The organism is Caenimonas sp. SL110 (genome assembly GCF_001044395.1).
GTDB lineage: Bacteria > Pseudomonadota > Gammaproteobacteria > Burkholderiales > Burkholderiaceae_C > Ramlibacter.
In genome coordinates this window covers 30,095-50,287 of record NZ_JANU01000008.1, presented here as the reverse complement: position 1 = coordinate 50,287, position 20,193 = coordinate 30,095, and the positions used below count along the sequence as shown (strand labels likewise).

The 20,193-nt window shown below is 64.7% G+C and carries 4 protein-coding genes; 2 read left to right on the top strand and 2 right to left on the bottom strand.

What is annotated here, in order from left to right:
• Nucleotides 1–6: 6 nt before the first annotated feature.
• Nucleotides 7–8,169, bottom strand: a complete 8,163-nt coding sequence (locus AQ12_RS05835; RefSeq protein ID WP_048438938.1) for a GH36-type glycosyl hydrolase domain-containing protein — start codon at nt 8,167–8,169, stop codon at nt 7–9.
• Nucleotides 8,162–8,389 carry a hypothetical protein gene (locus tag AQ12_RS05830; protein WP_048438937.1) on the bottom strand — a complete coding sequence of 76 codons (228 nt, stop codon included), beginning with the start codon at nt 8,387–8,389 and terminating at the stop codon, nt 8,162–8,164. Before AQ12_RS05830 ends, AQ12_RS05835 begins: the two co-directional genes overlap by 8 nt.
• Nucleotides 8,390–8,656: 267 nt before the next feature.
• Here AQ12_RS05830 and AQ12_RS05825 point away from each other — a divergent pair, with 267 nt between their 5' ends.
• Both AQ12_RS05825 and AQ12_RS05820 read left to right on the top strand, forming a co-directional pair.
• Nucleotides 8,657–19,849 carry an RNase A-like domain-containing protein gene (locus tag AQ12_RS05825; RefSeq protein WP_048438936.1) on the top strand — a complete coding sequence of 3,731 codons (11,193 nt, stop codon included), beginning with the start codon at nt 8,657–8,659 and terminating at the stop codon, nt 19,847–19,849.
• Complete coding sequence (locus AQ12_RS05820; RefSeq protein WP_048438935.1) at nt 19,846–20,148, top strand: contact-dependent growth inhibition system immunity protein; 303 nt, start codon at nt 19,846–19,848, stop codon at nt 20,146–20,148. Before AQ12_RS05825 ends, AQ12_RS05820 begins: the two co-directional genes overlap by 4 nt.
• Nucleotides 20,149–20,193: the final 45 nt, after the last annotated feature.

Here is a 20,193-nt window from a genome sequence, read left to right as displayed (position 1 = left end):
TGCGGTTCAACCCGTCACCACGATCAACGCCTCTTGCGCAATTTCGTGCAGATCCAGCCACTCGCCGGCACGCACGGTGAGGTGCGCAGTACGCGATTCTTCGGGAGTTGCGCGCCTTCGCCACATGACGCGCAACTTGCGCCCGCCCAGATTCAACTGCACATCGAAACGGTCCCACGCGGCCGGAACGCGTGGCGCAACCGAGATGCGCCCCGCCTCCACCGTGATGCCCAGAAGCGTCTCGGTCGCGGCGCGGTAGAGCCACGCGGCCGAGCCCGTGTACCAGCTCCAGCCACCGCGCCCGGTGTAGGGCGGTGAGCCGTAGATATCGCCGGGCATCACGTACGGCTCCAGCTCGTACACCGCGGCTTGCGATTCATGGGTGCTTCGATGCGCGGGACTCAGCCATGCGAAGCTGCGCCACGCGCCTTCAACATCGCCATGCAGCGCCTGCGCCATCAGCGCCCACACCGCAGCGTGCGAATACTGGCCGCCGTTCTCGCGTACGCCCGGGGGGTAGGCCTGGATATAGCCGGGGTTGTTGGCCGAGTGTTGCAGCGGTGGATGCAGCAGGTGCAGCAGCCCGGCATCCCTGTCCAGCAACTCGCGGTCCATCGATGCCATCGCCTGGCCTGTGAACTCGGGGGTGGACGCACCCGAGAGCACCGACCAGGCTTGCGCGATCAGGTCGATGCGGCATTCTTCGTTGGCCGCCGAGCCCAGTGGCGCGCCGTTGTCGAAGAAGGCGCGGCGGAACCACTGCCCATCCCAGCCGTCGGCATGCAGGGCAGTGATCCATCCCTGGCGAGCGTCTTCCCACTTTTGCGCGCGATCAGCTTCGCCGCGCGCGCGTGCAATCGGCGCAAATTTTTCCACCACTGAACACAGGAACCAGCCCAGCCACACCGACTCGCCCCGGCCCGCATGGCCGACGCGATTCATGCCGTCGTTCCAGTCGCCGGTGCCCATCAGCGGCAGGCCGTGCGGCCCGGTCGCCAGGCTCTTGTCGATGGTTCGCGCAGCGTGCTCGAACAGCGTGGCGAACTGGCCGCTGGCCGAAGGTGCGTAGTAGGCGTCTTCAGCGCCGGGCGGAATCGGCGGGCCGTCGATGAACTCCACGCTCTCCTCGAGCAGGGATGCATCGCCGGTCGTCTCCAGGTAGTGCGCGGCGGCAAACGGCAACCACAACAGGTCGTCGGAGAAATGCGTTCGCACACCTTCGCCGCCCGGCGCATGCCACCAGTGCTGCACGTCGCCCTCCGGAAATTGCCGCGATGCATTGAGCAGGATCTGCGAGCGCAGCCGGGCGGGGTCGGCCCACGCGAGCGCCATCGAGTCCTGCAACTGGTCGCGATAGCCGAAGGCGCCGCCGGCCTGGTAGAAGCCCGCCCTGGACCACAGGCGGCAGGTCACGGTCTGGTACAGCAGCCAGCGATTGACCATCGCGTCAAAGAGCGGATCGGGGGTGGAGACCTGCACGGTTTCCAGCAGGCCGGACCACCAGGATTTCACTTTGCCCAGCTCGCGTTCGGCTTCGCGATTGCGCCAGTCCAGCGCGAGTGATCTTGCACTGGCTGCGTCTGGCGTGTGGCCGATGACGAATGTCATCTCGGTCTGTTGGCCGAGCGCCAGGTCGATGTCGCGTGCGATGGCGGCTGCCGGATCGACGATGCCGCTGCGCTGCATCAGCTGCGCCGGTACGGCAAGGCGTCCGGCCGCATCGAACAGTTCTGTGCGGTCGCATGTCCACTGCACAGGCCGGTCACCTGACACAGCCAGGAACGCCGTGCCCCCGCCAAAGCCGGCGCGTTGCTCTCTTTGCTGTGCGTAGAGTACTGGCGCAGCTTCATCGCGCCAGGTGTGAATCGTGCGCCGTTGCGTGAGTCCGTCGCCCAGTTCCCACTCGGCGCAGGCAAGCGCTCGCAGGCGGCGCGTGGTCGTGCTGGTGTTGGAGATGCGAAGCCGCACCATCTGCACGGGATGATCGAGCGAGGCAAAGAAGGTGAGCTCTGTTGCGAGTCCGTCCAGCTGCGCAGTGATCACCGTATAGCCCTGGCCGTGCCTGACGCGGTGCCACGCAGGGCCCGCCTGGCCCTGACCGCTGGTCAATGCCAGGCGTTCGCCGCTTTCGCGATCTTCCAGCAACCAGTGCGTGCTGGATGTATCGCGCACGGGGTCGTTCGACCACGGTGTGACCTGGTGCAACCGGCTGTTGCCCGACCAGGTGAAACCGCTGCCGACCTCGGAGACCTGGAAACCGAACGATGGATTGGAGATGACATTCACCCAGGGGCGCGGTGTTCGCTGGCCGGCTGCCAGATCGAATACGAATTCTCCGCTGGCCGCATCGAAGGTTCCGCTCACCGGTTGGGCATCGCGGTCAATCGTTGCAGGCAACTTGCGCGCTGGCCGCCCCGGTGCCGGCACCGGCGCCGGGGCTGCCGCCACCTGCGTCGCCCACGCGTCAAGCCACGTGGCGACTTGTACTTCAAGCGGCCTGCCGTCGGCGCTGAAAACAAATCGCGCCAATGCGGTGAGCGTGGCTTTTTCTGCGCCGGAAATGTCCTGGTCGCGCAACAGGAAAACAGCACCCGGGTTGTACGGGCCGACGCTGTGTTGTGTCTTGTCGGCCAGCCGGTCGCGCAGCGCAGTGATGTCGCGCTGCAGTGGCATCAGGTACGCGTTGGGCTCGCCGTTGAGCACCACCAGGTCCACGCCCTGGCCGCCGAATTGCCACCACGATTGCGCGCGCAACAGGCTGTCCACCAGCGGCAGGCCGTTGGCCAGGTGAATGCGCACCAGCACGATGGGCTTGTCGCCCGAGATGCCCAGGCGCCACAGCACGCGCTGGTCGACCAGACCGGTTTCACGGCTCGGCCGCGGCGCGGCGTAGGCCAGAGCGGTGGTCATGTCCTGCAGGGCACTCATCACGTCGGGTGCGATATCCAGGTCGCGCAATCGCACTTGCGCCAGCGTGGACGCGGTGCGCATGGCGCGCTGCACCTGCGTGGGCTGCAAGTACCGGTCGATGCGTGGTTCGAGGTCTTCCAGGCTGGGGCCGGCCAGCGTGAGGAAGCACAGGCGCGCGACTGCGCCCGGCGCGATGCGCAGTGTCAACCGGATGCTGGCGATGGGGTCCAGTCCGGTATCGACCGGGCCTTCGGCCGTCCACGGCGTGCCGGTCACTTCGGGCTGCGACAGATCGCGATTGCGGCCGACAAACAGACGCCTGTCCGCCATGCAGCCGACCGAATCGACTTCGGCATCGACCAGGGCCAGTACGTGCGCGATGGCCATCACCGAGTCACCCTCCAGTCGCGGACGCCGCCACAGGCTCAATGCACGCGACTGCGGGTTCCAGCTGGCCTGAACGAACATGCCCGAGAACGCGGGGTGCGCTTCGTCGGCGCGCTGCGGTGCGAGCACCGCCTCGCCATAGGTCAACACTTCGAGGTGCAGCTCTTCGCGCCCGAGATTGGTCAGCACCAGCGTGCGCACTTCGGTGTCGTCTTCGGGACTGACCAGCACGGTCATGCTGCTGGCCAGCGTGGCGCTGCGCGCTTCGTATTCGACGTGGTCCGACAGCAATCGCGTGCGATACCGCCACCCCGCACCGGGAGCGGGCGTGGACGTGAGCGATGTGAGCGATGTGAGCGGTGTGAGCGGTGTGAGTGATGAGGGTGGCAGCTGCCCACCGTCCAGCTCACGCACATAGAAGAACGTGCCGTGGGGATCGCGCGCCAGGTCGTCGCGCCAGCGCGTGATGGCCTGTCCCTTGCACCTCGCCGCGCCCGCGCCATTGGCGCGCAGCATCAGGCTGTACTTGCCGTTGGACAGCAGTTGCGTGGGTGTGTGAAGTTCGGTCACCGCACTGACTTCACGCCTGCGAACCGCATCGGTTCGCACATCGGCAAGGGCCAGCGGCAGCGGTCGTGGATCGGGTGTCTGCGCCACTTGCCTTGGCGTGTTCTCGTGCAGCAGCGATTCGTGCGCGCGCACCTGCGCGCAGGATGCAAACCACCGGCGCGGCGCCTGGTCGCACAGCAGGTTGCACAGCGCGACGATAGACATGCCGTGGTGATGGGCCATGAAGGTCTGCACCACCATGTGGCCGCCTTCCTTGACCTGGCGCTGCGTGGTGAAGTCGATGGCCTCGTACATGCCCAACTCACCGCGGCCGCCGAGCTTTTCGAGTTCGCGCAGATTGGCGACGGCGCTTTCAGGCTCGAACATCGCAGCCATCAGCGTGGCATACGGCGCGATCACGCGGTCGGTGGGCGGCGTGCGTCGCAAGGCAAGCCGCGGCGCGCCGAACGGGCCGTATTGGTAGGCCAGCGAATGGTCCTGCGCAAAGTAAGCCGATTCGGAGATGCCCCAGGGCAATCCATTGGCGTCCCCGAAAGCCTGGTGCTCGCGCACGGCAGCGCGCGCCGAGACGCTCAGCAGGCCCTGTTCGGGCTCGGGCATCACCAGTGACGGCATCAGGTATTCGAACATCGAGCCCGACCAGGACCGCAGGCCCGGCAGCAGCCCCACGGTGAGAAACGGCCGGCCCAGCGCGCCCCAGTGCTGGCGCGGCACGTCGCCCTTGGCAATCGCCAGCAGGCTTGTCAGGCGCGACTCGGAAGCCAGCAGGTCGTAGTAACCGGCGTCGAGTTCGTTTTCCTCGACGCGAAGGCCGATGTGGAACAGGTGCCTGCGAGCGTTGTAGAGCGGGCGGAAGTTCATCGCATCGGCCAGCGCATCGCAGCGGCGCGCAAGGCTCTCCAGCTCGCCGTCGTAGGCGCTGCCGCCATCGTCGGCCCTGACGGCGCGCAGGGCTTGCGCCACGGTGATGAGCAAGCCCGCGAGGTTGCCGCTATCGACCGTGGAGACATACGCCGGTTGCAGCACCGCAAGGCTGCGGGTGTCGTACCAGTTGTAGAGGTGACCGTCGTGTTTGGGCAGGCTTTCGATGGTCGTGAGCGTGCGTGCAAGCCGCTCGGCCAGCTCACGGGTGCTGATCCAGCCGAACACGCGCGCACAACACGCAGACGTGAGATACAGCCCGATGTTGGTCGGCGATGTGCGAGACGCGATCGTCGGCTCCGGCACCATCTGCAGGTTGTCGGGTGGCAGGTGATTTTCTTCTGCGGTGACGCAGCGCTCGAAGAAGGTCCAGGTGTCGCGTCCCAGCTCCAGCAGGAAGCGTTGGTCATCTTCTGCAAGCGGCGCTCTGGCCGGTTGCGCACGGCTCGCCCACCACGCGCCCAGGGGTGCCAGCGCCCACAGGCCGAACAACAGCGGTCCTGCAACCGGGTAGGCGCTGTTCATCGCTGCCAATGCCGCAACCACGCAGGCAAGGCTGGTCCAGCGCTCCTGCTTCAGGAACGCGTGGAACTCCAGCCGCGCCGCTGCCTGTGCCTGTTCGGCAGTGGTCCATTCGAGCAGTTGGCGACGTGAGACGGTCATTCGCCACAGTGCACGCAAGACCGCATCGGCGTTCAGGCGCGCACTCGCCGCGAGCTGGCTGAATTGCCATGCCGCAGCGCCCAGCGCCTTGGCAAGTTCGACCAGACCCACCCGAAAAAAGTGCCGCCAGACAATGCCGCGCCGGGTCGGGATCAGGCCCGCCGATGCGCCCATCAAGGGGCCGGCCAGCAACGCCGCCAGGGTCACGACCAACACGGTCGAAAGCGGCAAGGCATGACCAAACACCGCCAGTGCCACCAGCGCCACAGCAGTCGGCGCCACCAGCGAACGGCGCAGGTTGTCGGCCATCTTCCAGAAGCCCAGCGCATCGATGCCATAGAGCCGGGTGCGGGCCATGAGCGGCAGCAGTTGCCAGTCGCCGCGAATCCAGCGATGGATGCGCGACGCGGCCACGCCGACATGGCTGGGGTGATCTTCGATCAACGCCACATCGCTGACGTAGGCGCATCGCGCCACCGTGCCTTCAAACAGGTCGTGGCTCAGGATCGACCCTTGCGGCACGCGCGCATCGAGCACGGCATGAAGCGCGTGAACATCGAGCAGGCCCTTGCCGATGAAAGAGCCGGTGCCAAAGAGATCCTGGTACACGTCGGACGTGCCCGAGCTGTACGGGTCGATGCCGCACCGGCCCGCAAAGAGCAGGTGATAGGGCGTGCGCTCGGCGTGGTCCGGCAGGGGCGTGACGATGCGCGGCTGCAAGATGGCGTGGCCTTCGATCACGCGCGACTTGATCGCATCCAGGCGAGGCGCGTTCAGCGGATGGGCGGCGATGGACACGAGCTCGCGCAGCGTTCCGACCGGCAGGCCCGTGTCGCTGTCGAGTGTCACGACATAGCGGATGCCCGGGTTGAGCGCGAAGGCGGCGTCCAGGGGAGCGAATCCACTGAAGTCGCCAGTCGCAAGGCCGCGTATCAGTTGTTCGAGCTTGCCGCGCTTGCGCTCCCAGCCCATCCAGGTTTGCTGCGTTTCGCTCCAGGTCCGCGGGCGATGCAGCACCAGGAATCGGGGCGCTTGCCCCGCAGCCGCCGGATGGCGCGCATTGAGCCTGGCCACTTCGCTGACTGCAAGCGCGAGCTGCTGCGCGTCACCGGGGCCGCTTGCCTGCGGCGCGTCGGACCCATCGGTGAGCAACGCAAACTGCGCATGGTCTTCGCGGTTGGCCAGGTAGTGCAGTTCCAGGCGTGCAGCGAGCGCGCGTATCGATGCCGCAGAGCCGAGCATCGACGGCATCACCACCAGTGTTCGATGCGCCTGCGGGATTCCGTCCGGAAACGCCAGCCGGGCCAGCACATGGATCTTGAGCGACTCGGCCAGCAGCCTGTGAACCAGCGAGCCCGCCGCCTCCGAGGCCGGGAACAGCAAAAGCGCCAGGGCCACCCACACCAGTGCGTCTTCCTGCCTGACGTGATGTGCTGCGAGCCAGTGAACCAGCGCCGTCGCCGCGCCGATGGCAAAGAGATACCAGGTGAGCCTGCCCGGGCCACGCCAGGCGGCTCGCAGCGATCCGGTCACACCCAGTTGTTGTTCGAGCTCGGCGCGCCCCGGGCCGAACAGGTGCCAGCCGGCCGTCTGCACAGCAGGGTCGCTGACGCCTACATCGCGAGCCGCATTCACGGCGGTGACGACGCGCTCGGCGACTTCACGCTCGGTGCGGCCGCTGCGTTTGGCCAGCCGCTCCATCGCGTGGGTGAGCTGCGTGCGCGTGACATCACTCTCGTCGGCGTAGCTGGGAATGCGCGACAACTCGCGCAGCGAATGGCTGAGCGGCTCGATGGTGCGCACCCAGTCGACCTGCCCGATCAGGCGCAGCATCGTGATGATGTTGCTCACCGTGAGGTTGGCGTTCACCTGTGACGCATGGCTCTCGGCAACCAGCGCGGCGCCATCGGGGCAATGACGATTGAGCCATCGCACCAGGGGCTGGTCGGGCGGCGCGTCCGGCGGCAGGCGCTGCCAGAGCTGGGTGAGAAACGCGCGCTGGATGTGGCGCTGCTCCATCGCTGTCAACAGGCCTTCAAGCTCCGGCTCGTTCCATTCTGAAGCCTGGTCCCACACCGCATGCGCGAGTTCGCGCGCGACCTTGCTGTGGGCGATGCTGTCGGCCGAGCGGCGCAGGTTCTCCAGCAGGACGACACGCAGCGTGGTGGGCAGCGCCCACAGCTCCGACAGGCGCAGTTCGCTGACCTCCTGGTAGGCCTGGATGTAGGCGCCGAAGAGTTCGCCGTTAAAGACGCTGTCGGTGTGCGCAACATAAGCCCAGCAGATGCCATAGACGCGCGGCAAGCCCTTCAGGTGCTCGACCGCGAGCTTGGGCAAGCTCTGGTAATAGCGGCGCGGCAGGCCCTCGCGAATCTGCAGCAGCTGTGCTTCGACCAGGTGAAAGTTGTCGAGCAGCCATTCAGCTGCAGGCGTGACGTAGTGGCCGGTCTTGGCCGTGCTTGCCACATAGTCGTACGCCCTGCGAAGGGCGGCGATGTTCGCGTCCACGCGCGGAAAGAACGAAGCGCCTCCACCGGCGCCGTCTTTCAATACAGGCTGTGCTTGCGCAAGGCTGCGGCCATGCTCTTCAAAACGGTGACGCCCGAACAGCTCGGCCCGCACGGCCGGTTCGCAAAACTCTGCGGGTGCGCTGAGAAATTCGCGGGCGTAGGGGCTGAGGTTGCGCAGGCGCGCTGTTGCGCCTGCACCTTCAGGCAATGGCGATCAGCGCAAGGCAGCCAACAGCCACCAACGCGCCGCAGGTCACGAGACGGGAAGAAACCAGTGTGTGGGCCAGCTCGGCCTTGGCCTGCATCCCGAACCAGCGGCTCTGCGCACGCTTGCACTCGTTCATGTGCCTTGCCAGCGAAGACGTGGTGTAGGAAACAGCGTCGGTGGCGAGCGCCGACAAATCGCGGCCATGTTTCGGCGAATTCATGATGGATCTGGGACCTGGTAGCTGTCGGCTCCAAAGGAAAGCCGGTAAGGCCCATCCTAGGGCCTATGGGGGCCGCAAACTGGGGAAAACCCCCGTAGTGGGCGTAGGACAAAGCGCCGTCATGCGTAGGCGAAGGACTGCAAGGCTTTTTTCAAAAAATGGCGCATGGCGCCTAAACAGGTTCGATTTGCTGCCGATAAGTATGAAGAGAGGGACTGATTGCCCTCGCCGCTCACCAAAACTTATCAGGAACAGGGACCGAACCACATGGCAGCAGTCGTTACAGGCAACTCACTCGGGTTGTCGCTCACTTCGCTTGCAACCCTCGGCCGGGATGGCTCGCAAGGCAATTCGCGCACAGGCCGCAACGGGGAGCAGGTGTATGTCAACGCCTCCAACGGCAACCTGATCGTCCAGGACCAGGACGACTATCTGGCGGCGCGTGGCCTGGACTTGACCGCCGTACGCACCTACAACAGCCAGGCAAAGATGGTCGGGGGCAAGGTGGATGCGTGGGCCGTGGGCGCCATGCGCGAGCGCATCGCCCCGCCTTCAACCTGGGGCGCGGGCACGCTCACCCGCACCGATGCGGACGCGGCGCAGGCCCTCTACACATGGGACAGCGCCAATGCGCGGTATTCAACGACGGCCGGCGCGGGCGCGTTTGACTCGGTGAAGCTGGCGGCGGGCCTCTATGTCTGGACCGACGGGGCCACCGGTGCCATCGAGCGATACGACGCAACCGGCAGACTGGTCAGCGCATCCGATGCCGACGCAAACACGGTCAGCTATGGCTACGATGCCGCCAATCGGCTGCAGACGGTGACCGGTGCCAATGGTGAAACACTCACCTACACATGGAGCGCAGCCGGTGACCTGACCGACATCCGGACGTCGGTTGCCGCCGGTCCAACCACACGGCGCGTGCAGTACGAGTACGACACCAGCACACCGGATCGCCGCCTGACCAAGGTCACCGTTGACCTCACGCCTGCCGACAACAGCACCGCCGACGCGCAGACCTACACCACCAGCTACACCTACGATGGCACCAGCACCCGCCTGCGCAGCATCACGCAGAGCGACACCTCGTCGGTCACGTTCGCTTATGACGCGCAGGGACGGTTGACCGCCATCACCGACGCGCTCAACCGCACCACAACGATCTCGTACGACGCAGCCACGCAGACGACGATCACCGACCCTGCCGGCGTCGCCACCGTCCTGACTTACGACGCCCAGGGCCAACTCGGCCAGGTCAGCATCGGCGGCGCGGTCGATCGCAGCTTCACCTACAACTCGACGGGCGATGTGCAGACAGCCACCGACGGCGCAGGGCAGGTCACTGTCTTTGGCTATGTCGGTGGCAATCTGGTGTCGACGACTGACTCGGCCAACAACAAGACTGCGCGCACCTACAACGCCAACAACACCATCGACACGGAAACGGTGTATCGCGTCGCCGGCACAACACCGGGCGAGCCGGCAACCAGCAAGTACCTCTACAACGCGAGCCGTCCCACCCAGTTGCGCTTTGCAGTGACCGCCCAGGGCAGGGTCACCGAATATCAATACGATGCAGTCGGCCAGCGAAGCGCTGTGCTGACCTACGACACCAGCACTTATTCCGGCACCTTGACTGAGGCGGCACTGGCTGCATGGACAGCCGCGCAGCCCGCAGGCAGCGTCAACCGCACGGACATGAGCTACGACGCGCGTGGCCAGCTCAAGGCGTCCACGACCTACACGAGCGTAGGCTCGACTTCGGCGCACCTGGGCAATGCGACCGGAAAGACAACGACCAGCTACATCTACTACGCCAACGGCCAGCTCGCAAAAGTGATCCAGCCCGCAGCCCTGGGGTCGGGCACGGTAGAGACGAACTTTTTCTACGACGGCCTGGGGCGCGAATACAAGCGGGTCGACACGCTCAACCAGATCACGCTGACCAGTTACGACGACACGGGGCTCAAGACCACGGTCACGCTGGCAAATGGCCTTGTCACCACCAACAGCTACGACCGCGCCGGCAACCTGCTGGGCGTGCAGAACAGCGCGCCTTCGCAAGCGGACATGGGCACGACACGCTATGCGTACGACGCGGCCAACCGGCTGGTGATGCGCACGGACGCCACGGGTGTTCGCACATTCGTGCTGTACGACGGGCAAGGGCGTCTCGCGGGCGAAGTCGATGGCGACGCAACCCTGACCGAGTACGTCTACGACCCGGACGATCGCCTGTCGCGGACGATCAAGTACACGACGCCGGTTGCGCTTGCAATGCTTGTCGATGGCCTGGGCAATGCGCTCAAGCCGCCGGTCTCGGCCATCCGCCCGACGCCGGCGCCGGCCACTGACAAGAGCTCGTGGAAATCGTATGACGCCTCCGGTCGCCTGGCTAAAGAAGTCAATGCCGAGGGCGCGGTCACCGAGTACAGCTACGACGGCGCATCGCTGCTGGTCAAGACCCTGCAATACGCAACACGGCTGACCGCTGCGCAGATGACCGCGCTTGGCAACTCGCCATCGCCCGCTTCCATTCTGCTGCCGACCGACCTTGCCAATGACCGGGTCACGCGCAACTTCTACGACGCCGACAAGCTGCTCATCGGCACGCTCGACGGCGCGGGTTTTCTGCAGCAGTTCATCTACGACGCGGCGGGGCAACTTGCGCAGACCCGGCGCTATGCAGTGCAGACCAATGCGGGTGCTCGCGCGACCGGCACGTTCGCAACTTTGCTTTCGGGCGTGACCTCGGGCGTCACCTCGGGTAGTGGCGATGAGGTCATCACACACCTGCGCGATGGCAAGGGGCAGATCACCGCAACCATAGCCGCACGCGGCGCACTCACCGAGTTCACCTATGACCTGATGGGCCGACAGACCGGTACGACGCGCTACGCAAAGACAGTGACGGCAGCCTACACGAGCGCCTCGTCAATCGACTCGGTACGCCCCGCGAGCACGCCAGGGCAAGACCAGATCACATCGCGTGGCTACGACGACCTGGGCCGCAGCATCACCGAAGTCGACGCGCTCGGCGTCATCACCAATCACACGTACGACCTCTACGGCAACCGGACGCAGACCGTGACCTCGGTGGGGCTCGCCTCGGCAAAGACCTCGCTCGCAAGACGTTACGACGAGCTCGGACGTGTGACACGAGAACTCACCGCGGAGGGCTTCGCCAAAATCACCGTGGGCATGACCCAGACCCAGATCGACGCCGTCTGGCAAGCCAACGGGGTCTCCTATGCCTACGACCTCGCAGGCAGGCGCATCAGCCGCACCGATGCGCTCGGCAACAAGACGCTCTACTTCTACGACAAGGAAAGCCGCCTCACCTACACGGTGGACGCGCAAGGCGGCGTCAGTCAGGCCGACTACGACGCGCTGGACAACCGGCTTGCCGACATCCGCTACCAGGCAGCCATCAGCACCACCGGCCTCGCAGGTGGCCTCGTCACCACCACACTGACCACGGCTGTTGCGGCGATCAAGGTCGCGGGCAAGGACATTCGCCTGGACTACAAGTACCTCCGGGACGGGCAGGTGCAGTCGGTCAAGGATGCGAAGGGCAACACGACATATTTCTTCTACGACGCCTTCGGCGAGCCGATCTATTCGGTCAATGGCGCAGGCGACGTGGAGTACAGCAAGTACGACGCGGCTGGCCGCCTCGTGCAGTCGCGTCGCTATGCAAAGTCCGTCACCGGAGTGAGCGCGGCGACCACGACCGACCAGCTGATGGCCAAGCTCACGCCCGACAGCAGTGACCTGGTTGTCTATCGTTCGTACGACATGGCCGGAAGGCTCACCGCAACCGTCAACGGCGTTGGCGATGCGCAGCGATTCTGGTGGGACGCCGCAGGCAACATGGTCGAGCATCGCACCTACGTGACGCGCCTTGCCGGATGGACGCCGGGCACGCTCGTGACGCCGGTGGCCGACTCCAGCGACCTCAGGGTCCGCACCTTGTACGACGCGTTGGGCCGCGCCACCTACACCATCAACGGCGAAGGCGCAGTCGTCACGCAGCAGTACGACGCCAGTGGCAATGTCATCAAGCGCACCGAATACACCCACACGGTGGACGGGTCCTCATTCGACGGCCAAAACGCCTTGATTCCAGAGCCGTCTGCCAACGACACCATCACCACCTATGCATACGACAGCGACAACCGCCTCGCCTGGGTCGTCAATGGCGTGGGCGGTGTCACGCGCCGCATCTATGACCGCGATGGCCACGTCACCCAACTCGTGCAGTACGCCACGGCGGTGACGCCGGGCTCGTCCGTCACGTCGATGCCTGCATCACCTGGCCGCGACCGAATCACCAACTTCGTGTACGACGCGCTGGGACGCCAGACCTTTGCTATCGACTCGCTCGGCACGGTGACGGGGCTGGTGTACGACAAGAACTCCAACCTCACGCAGCAGATCCGGTACAACACGCTGGCATCGGCCAAGCCGGTATTGAATGCACCGGTCGCAAGCTTCACGCCGGTCAGCCATGCCAACGACCGCATCACGCGGATGGCGTACGACGCGGCGAACCGGCTGGTACTGACCGTCGACGCCAGGGGCGCGGTCACAGAGAACGTCTATGACGGCGCTGGCAATGTCGCCAGCACCCTGCAATACGCCAACCTCATCACCAACACGAACCTCACTGCACTGAGCACGACTGCAACCGTCGCGCAGATCAAGGCAAAGCTCGCGCTCTCGTCCACTGCCGACAGAACCGTAACGCAAACCTTCGACGGCGCGAACCGGCGCAGGAGCAGCACGGACAGCACCAGCCACACCGTCGAATCGCTCTACGACGGACTCGGCCGCGTGGTCATCACCAAGGGCAAGAGCCCCACCACGACCGATCGCATCACCACCTACAGCTATCACGGCTCGGGCAAGCTGGCGAGCGTGACCGACGCGGCAGGCGGGGTGGAGAGCTACACCTGGGATGGCGCGGGTAACAAGATCGGCTTCAAGAACAAGCTGGGGGCCAACTGGACCTACACCTATGACGCCGCAGGACGCCTGCGTGAAGAACGGTTGCCAGAGGCGCGCATCGCTACCTTCGCGGGAGGTGTGTACACCGCAGCGCCGACGGTCCTGTCCAACGCCTATGCCTACGACGGGCAGGGACGCCTGATCTCATTCAACGAAGGCGCAGGCCGCGTCGATGCGCGGCTCACGACCTATGACTACGATGCGCTCGGCAGGCGAATCCGCACCTCGTTGCCACCCGTGGGCGTGTACAGCTTTGAACTCGATGCGGCGCTCGCAACCAACGGACAGGGCGCAACAGCGGTGCGCTCCGAGAGCACCCGGGTACTCACCACCGAGACCTGGTACGACGCACTGGGCAACGCCACCGGCAGCAAGGATGTCGGCGACAGGATCTCTTACCGGACCTATGACCAGCTGGGCCGGGTGCAGTACGAAGTCGATGCCATGCGATACGTCACCGGCTACAAGTACAACAGCTTCGGCGAGGCCACCGGGCAGACCCGTTACGCGACGGCAGTCACTGTGATTGGCACGCCGACCCAATTGCCGACCTCGTTCGCGCCCGTGGTCTCCAGCACCCGCGACCGCACCACCCTGACCAGCTACGACAAGCTGGGCCGGGTGGACATCGTCGAAGAACACGCGCGCTATACGTTCGATCCGCTCGCCGCCCCGACCGCCCCCGCCTCGCAGTACTACACCGGATCGAGCATGACCAGGCGCTACTACAACGCGTTCGGCGAAGTCACGCAAATCTCTGGAACCCGCAACAAGGCAGGCAGCACTTACGACGAGTTTCGCTACTTCGACAAGGCGGGCCGCTTGAGCGCCAGCGTGGACAAGGGGGGCTTTCTCACGACCTGGACCTATGACGGCGTGGGCAACCTGGCCAGCCGCAAGGAGTTTGCCAAGGCGGTGACCGGCGCCACCCAGGCGGCGCAACCCGCACCGGTTGCCGACACCGTGAACGACCGCGTCACCACCTACACCTGGGACGCGCTCAATCGCAAGACAGGCGAGACACGCATGAACGTGGCCTGGACGAACCAGGACACGGGCGTCTTGGGGACGGTGGGCAATGTCAGCACCACCTACACCTACGACGCGATCGGCAACGCGGTATCCACCACAACCGCCGAAGGCACCACCTACACCTGGTACGACGCACTCAGCCGGGTGGTGGCGATTGCGCAGCCCGCCCGTGCAGGTGAGACGGGCGGCACCACGATCGTTCCGCTCACCACCATAGACCGCGATGCATACGGCAACGCAGTGGTGCAAACGCAGTACGCAAAGGGCGCGTCGTCCGTTGCCGGAAGCAGCCCCACGGCCATCGTGGACGCAGCGAACGATCGCATCAGCTATGCGGTCTACGACTCGCATGACCACGCGACCTACACGCTGGACGCCAACGGCACCTATCGCAACGCGTCATTCGACGTGTGGGGACACATCGCCAAGGAATGGGTGTCGCTGGGCTCGGGTGCCAGCACCAGCACGATCTTCAGGGCGTATGCCTACGACGCGCTGGGCCGCATGACGCGGCTCATCGAACCGGCCAGCAGCAGCAAGGTATCGGGGGGCTCCATCGTCACTGTGACGCAGGGCGCGGCGGGCGTCGTGGCGACAGACACGAGCTGGAACGCATTCGGCGAGGTCACCAGTCGCGGCACCAACGGTGTGGTCGAAGAGATCAACGACTACGACCAGGCAGGAAGGCTCTGGCGCACGAACGCGGGCGACGGTGTGTACAAGATCTACCTGTACGACCAGCTGGGCCGGCGCACCGCGCAACTCACGAGCGCCGGAACGCAAGACTTGAGCGGGGCGACCTACACCGCAGCACTGGCCGTGGCCGACACCAACCTGCGACGCGAAGACTATCGCCGTGATGCACTGGGCCGCGTGCTCGTGGAGACACAGGCGCAGCGATCCGCGGACTACAGCGATGTCGCAGTGCGCAGCACCGACGTTGCCAGCTCGTACACGGCGGGCGCCGCTACATGGGACAGCACCACATCGCGATGGACATGGGGCGTGAGCACGGTGTCGCTGCAATGGAGCTCGCTCACCAACCTGGGCAACGGCGACGTGAAGGTCGTCGTCAACTACACACCGGGCACCATCACCGGCACCGATGCCAACGGCGCGCCCATCTACGCCGAAGGCGCACCCACATCGGCGATGAACATGTATTCATCGCAAGACGCTGCTGCCGGTGTCACGCTGACGGTAGAGCCACCCGAAGGCGACGGCAAGACCGGAAGCATCGCGCACGTGGACAGCGTGACGGTGTTCAAGAAAGACATCAACGGCTTGTGGGTCGAGGTGGCCGCGCGCAACCTGCGGCAGCCCCCGGCTTACACCGGCAAGGTGATCGAAGTGCAGCGGCAGGCAGAAGCCGTGATTACCGACGTGCAGTTATGGGACACGCAGGCCGCAGTGCCCCAGTGGTATTCGATCGTGCCAGGCACACCGGGCGCGGTGATGCCGTGGAACGAATTCGGCGACCGCTACCAGATCGACCTGCGCGCGTTCGATCCGGCGCGCTACAACTACAAGGTCAGCGCAACGCCCGTCGGTGGCACGGCCAAGGTGATTGCCACCGGCTCGCTCGCAACCGCGACCAGCGCCGAAGGCGGCACCATCGCGCTCAGGCCGGTGACTAACCGAACCTACGACCGTTGGGGCAACCTGCTGAGCACGACGGACCCGGCAGGCACCAACGACGCGAGCGGCTGGGACTGGACCACCCGCTACACCTACGACGCCAACAACCGGGCACTCACCCAGACGCGCCCGGGCAGCCTCATCACGCAATACGGCTACGACAAGATGGGCCGCCGGGTCCTGGTCAAGGACGCGAACCAGAACGTCAACCGCTGGCGCTACGACACGCAGGGCAACCTGATCGAAGAGATACACGCCGACGGCGGCGTGGTCACCAACAAATACGACGTGTTCAACCAGCGCACGGTCACAGTCGACGCCGAAGGCAACACCGACAGCTTCGCGTACGACAAGGCGGGCCACCAGACCCGGGTCACGCACACACAGGCGCAAGGCGCGAGCTACTCGGTGTATGGCGTCACGCGCAGCGGCGACACCCTCACGCTGGACGCGCGAACAGACAGGGCCACGTTATCGGAAAGCACCACCTGGGACGCGGCGGGCCGCAAGACCAGCCAGACCAACGCAGCCGGCGAAACGATCCAATACGGCTACGACCTGCGCGGCAACGTCACCAGCACCACGCTGGCCGACGGCAACAAAACCCTCAACACCTACGACACGCACAACCGCGTCGCAGCCGAACAGGACTCGGGCAACAAGCTCGCCACCTGGACCTACGACGCCTTCGGGCGGTACGCCGCAGGCACCGGCGTGGGCCACACCGACATCGGCGGGGCCAGCTACACCTACAGCTACGACAAGGCCGGGCAACTCAAGACCCAGACCAACACCCGGGGCCAAAACCTGGCCTACAGCTACGACGCAGCAGGCCAGTTGCTCAAGATCGTGGACAGCGCGCAGGTACGCACACAGCCCACCGCAGGCAACCCCTCGACGCTGGTCGCCAACACCAAGACCACCACCTACACCTACAACCTGGGCGGCCAGAAAATCAGCGAGGAGCTGGTGCAAAACGGCATCGTGCTGCAAGACAACCACATGGGCTATGACAACCTGGGCCGCCTGCGCTGGGTCGGCGACAGCCGGGCGGCGGTGAACATGTGGTACGACGCGGCAGGCAACCGCACGCGCGTGACCACGCACGTCATCAACACCTATGGCCTGGATGAATACAGCAACGACGCGGACCGCTACTTCACCTACGACGCGATGAACCGGCAACTGGCGGTGGATGCGATCGATGCAGCGGGCACCATAGGAATCGACCAGGGCCACACCCTGACCTACGACAAGAACGGCAACCGTACGAGCGACAGTTATTACGGCGTGAAGGTCGTGAACCCCTCCGGCACGCTGGCCTACGACAAGACCAACAACCTGGTCACCGGATACTCCAGCGCCTACACATCGAACGCGGGCCTGGTCAAGGAGAACTACCGCTACGACGGCAACAACCACCTGATCTCGGTCGAGCGAGACGGCATGCAGGTCGACCGCCGCCTGTACGACGCAGCCGGACGCGTGGTGCTCTCTGGCGGTGCAGAGAACCTGTCCGCCGCCTACCTGGCAGCAGCAAGACCGGGCACGGGCGAACGCACCCTCAACCAGTACAACAACCGCGGCCAGCTGCAAGAGCAGCAAACCCTCGCCACCAACGCGCAAGGCGGAGACATCAATCACCACCGCGTGGTGTTCGATGCGTACGACAGCGCAGGCAACCTGAAGGTGTACCGCTACATCGACGACACGGCAGCCACACCGCAGACCACCACCTACACCAACAGCTTCGTGGAGTTGGAAGGCTACCGGCTGTCTCAAGTCACAGCCAGCGGCGCATCGAGCAACGCGACGGCAAGCGGCTACGACGCCAACGGCCAGCTGATCTGGATCAGCGACCGCGCGCAAAGCGCGATGGACCGCAAGTACATCAACGACGCAGCGGGCATGACGGTGGCGACCGTGCAGGGCGACCACATCAAGCGCCAACTGATCATCAACAGCGAAGTGCTGGGCAGCTACGGCTCGGCGATGGTCGATGTACAGGCAACGGGCAAGAACATCACGCCGACCTTCAACAATGACATCGCCGACTTCGCGCTGGGCTACCGCACGATCTCGGCGACGTATCCGGGAGCGACACCGGGCACCTACACGGTGAGAACCGGCGACACGTTGAGAGGATTGGCGCAAAGCGCGTACGGCGACGCGAGAAAGTGGGCGCAGATTGCAAAGGCGAACGGGGTGCGCGGTGATGCGGATCTGCGCGTGGGCCAGACGATCACGATCCCGACCGTGGTGACATCGGGCAATGGCGAGCACGACTTCGCACCCTACGAGGCGGGCACGATGGTGGGGGATACGAGACCTGCGACGCGGGTGCGCAATGGGGTGACGGCGGTGCAGGGGTTGTGGTCGCCCAGCAATCCAACGGGACCGCTGGCGTTCGAGCAGTCTTACTCCACGACGACGATGGATGGCGGGGGGAGCTTCGACATGGGCGACTTCGCGGGGGTTGATGCGGCGATTGAGGCGAACATGGGGGAGTGGGGAGGCGGGCAGGACACAGACAGCCTTCCCCAGGGGGACTACGGTTCCGACCTGCCGAATGTCGCTGAGAACACGTACAACCCGACGGGGCAGGACACGTTCTCTGTGACCACAGGCCATACGGTCATCTACTACAACGGCGACAACTTCGCGCAGGGCCAGCCGCCGCCGACCGAGCTCGCCGTACGAGACATCATCGACGACCCGACCAATTCGAGCTACACGAATCAGGGGGATCGGGCCAGTGATGGTTTTAGCAGTGCGGCGGGGACTTCGCTGCCGGACACGATGACACCCATCGACGCGAACGCGCAAACCCTTGCATTCGTCAATGCGGTGAACGCATACAGCCAGGCCGGTAGCGACGTGACCTACCCTGCCGATGTTGTAGCCGGAGGTGATCGTGACGAAAACATCGCGCGCATGCTGCGCCTGGCCAACGATCCCGGGTCCGTCGATTCATTGCGCCAAGCCGATGGAACGTACCGTGTCGAAATCGTGCTTGAGCCTGGCGGAGAGAACCGCGACGACGATGCCTCGATCAATTTCGCGCGAGGCTTCCAAAGCAGCGGTACGGACTGGAGCGTGCTGGAAGGAGACAAGCCCTTCTCATACTCCCTCGGCGGAACTGTGCGGTCCGGACTGGGATTGGTCTATGACGGATTGACGGGCGCGGGTGACCTCCGCGCAGCGGGGCAAGCCTACGGCGAGGGCGACTATTTCACGTCGGCTATGTATGGGATGCGGGGAGTGGGCACCATCGGTTTAACTGCCGTGTCGCTGGGCGAGTTTGCGTTCGCTAAAGCGGGTGTTGCGGGCATTATGGGCAGCACCGGATTCAAGCTTGGTGGCGAAGCTGCAGAAGGTCTGGCTTTCAGTCCGATCGTGCCGGGCGGTGGGCTCGCCGCGCATGAGGCGGCTGGTGGGCATCTGTTGCTGAAGCATGTTGGGCAGACGGAGGCCCAGTTGTTTAACCGCTTAGCCAGCGAACCCGGCATTGACGCGGCGTCATCGTTCTATAGCCGATCGATAGCCGAATCAGCAGCAAGTGCGGCACTCCAAGCACAGCAAGCAGAAATAGCCGCATGGCTGCTTAGCAACAGGCCGCAGATCAGGCTAAGCTATTCGCTTTCCGAATCCGTAGGAATTGCCGCCCTTCGGGGAGAGTCCGCAGCGGTAGATTTAAGTAGCTTGCGATTGATTCTTCGCCGGGACGTTAATCTGCAAACTGGCTATCGAATTCACACCGGATTTCCCACACCATGAGCACGACGTTTCCAAATCTTGAAGAGCTGATTGGTGGATATTTTCATCAGGATTGGGCGGACGACGCCACATCCTCGGTCGGGGTGCTTGATCGGTACCTTTCCGAATGGCCCTTGGAAGATGTTCCAAAGGTTCAGGCTGAACTCGCAGTGGTATTGCAGCAGAGCGATGAAGAAATCCCGAGGACGCTTTCTGCCTTGGGAAACTCCTTTGATCCAGCGTGTGAAGGGGTTAGCTATCGACAATGGCTGGATCAGATCCGTACGCGCTTGGCTGAATTTCTACGTGCCAAGGATTGATGCTGTTCAGGCAATCCGGAGACGGGCGCCGCAGACAACCTGTCC

Excerpts from the sequence above, each read along its gene's own strand:
- AQ12_RS05830 (WP_048438937.1), bottom strand. The coding sequence starts at position 8,389 with ATGAATTCGCCGAAACATGGCCGCGATTTGTCGGCGCTCGCCACCGAC.
- AQ12_RS05825 (WP_048438936.1), top strand. The coding sequence starts at position 8,657 with ATGGCAGCAGTCGTTACAGGCAACTCACTCGGGTTGTCGCTCACTTCG.
- AQ12_RS05820 (WP_048438935.1), top strand. The coding sequence starts at position 19,846 with ATGAGCACGACGTTTCCAAATCTTGAAGAGCTGATTGGTGGATATTTT.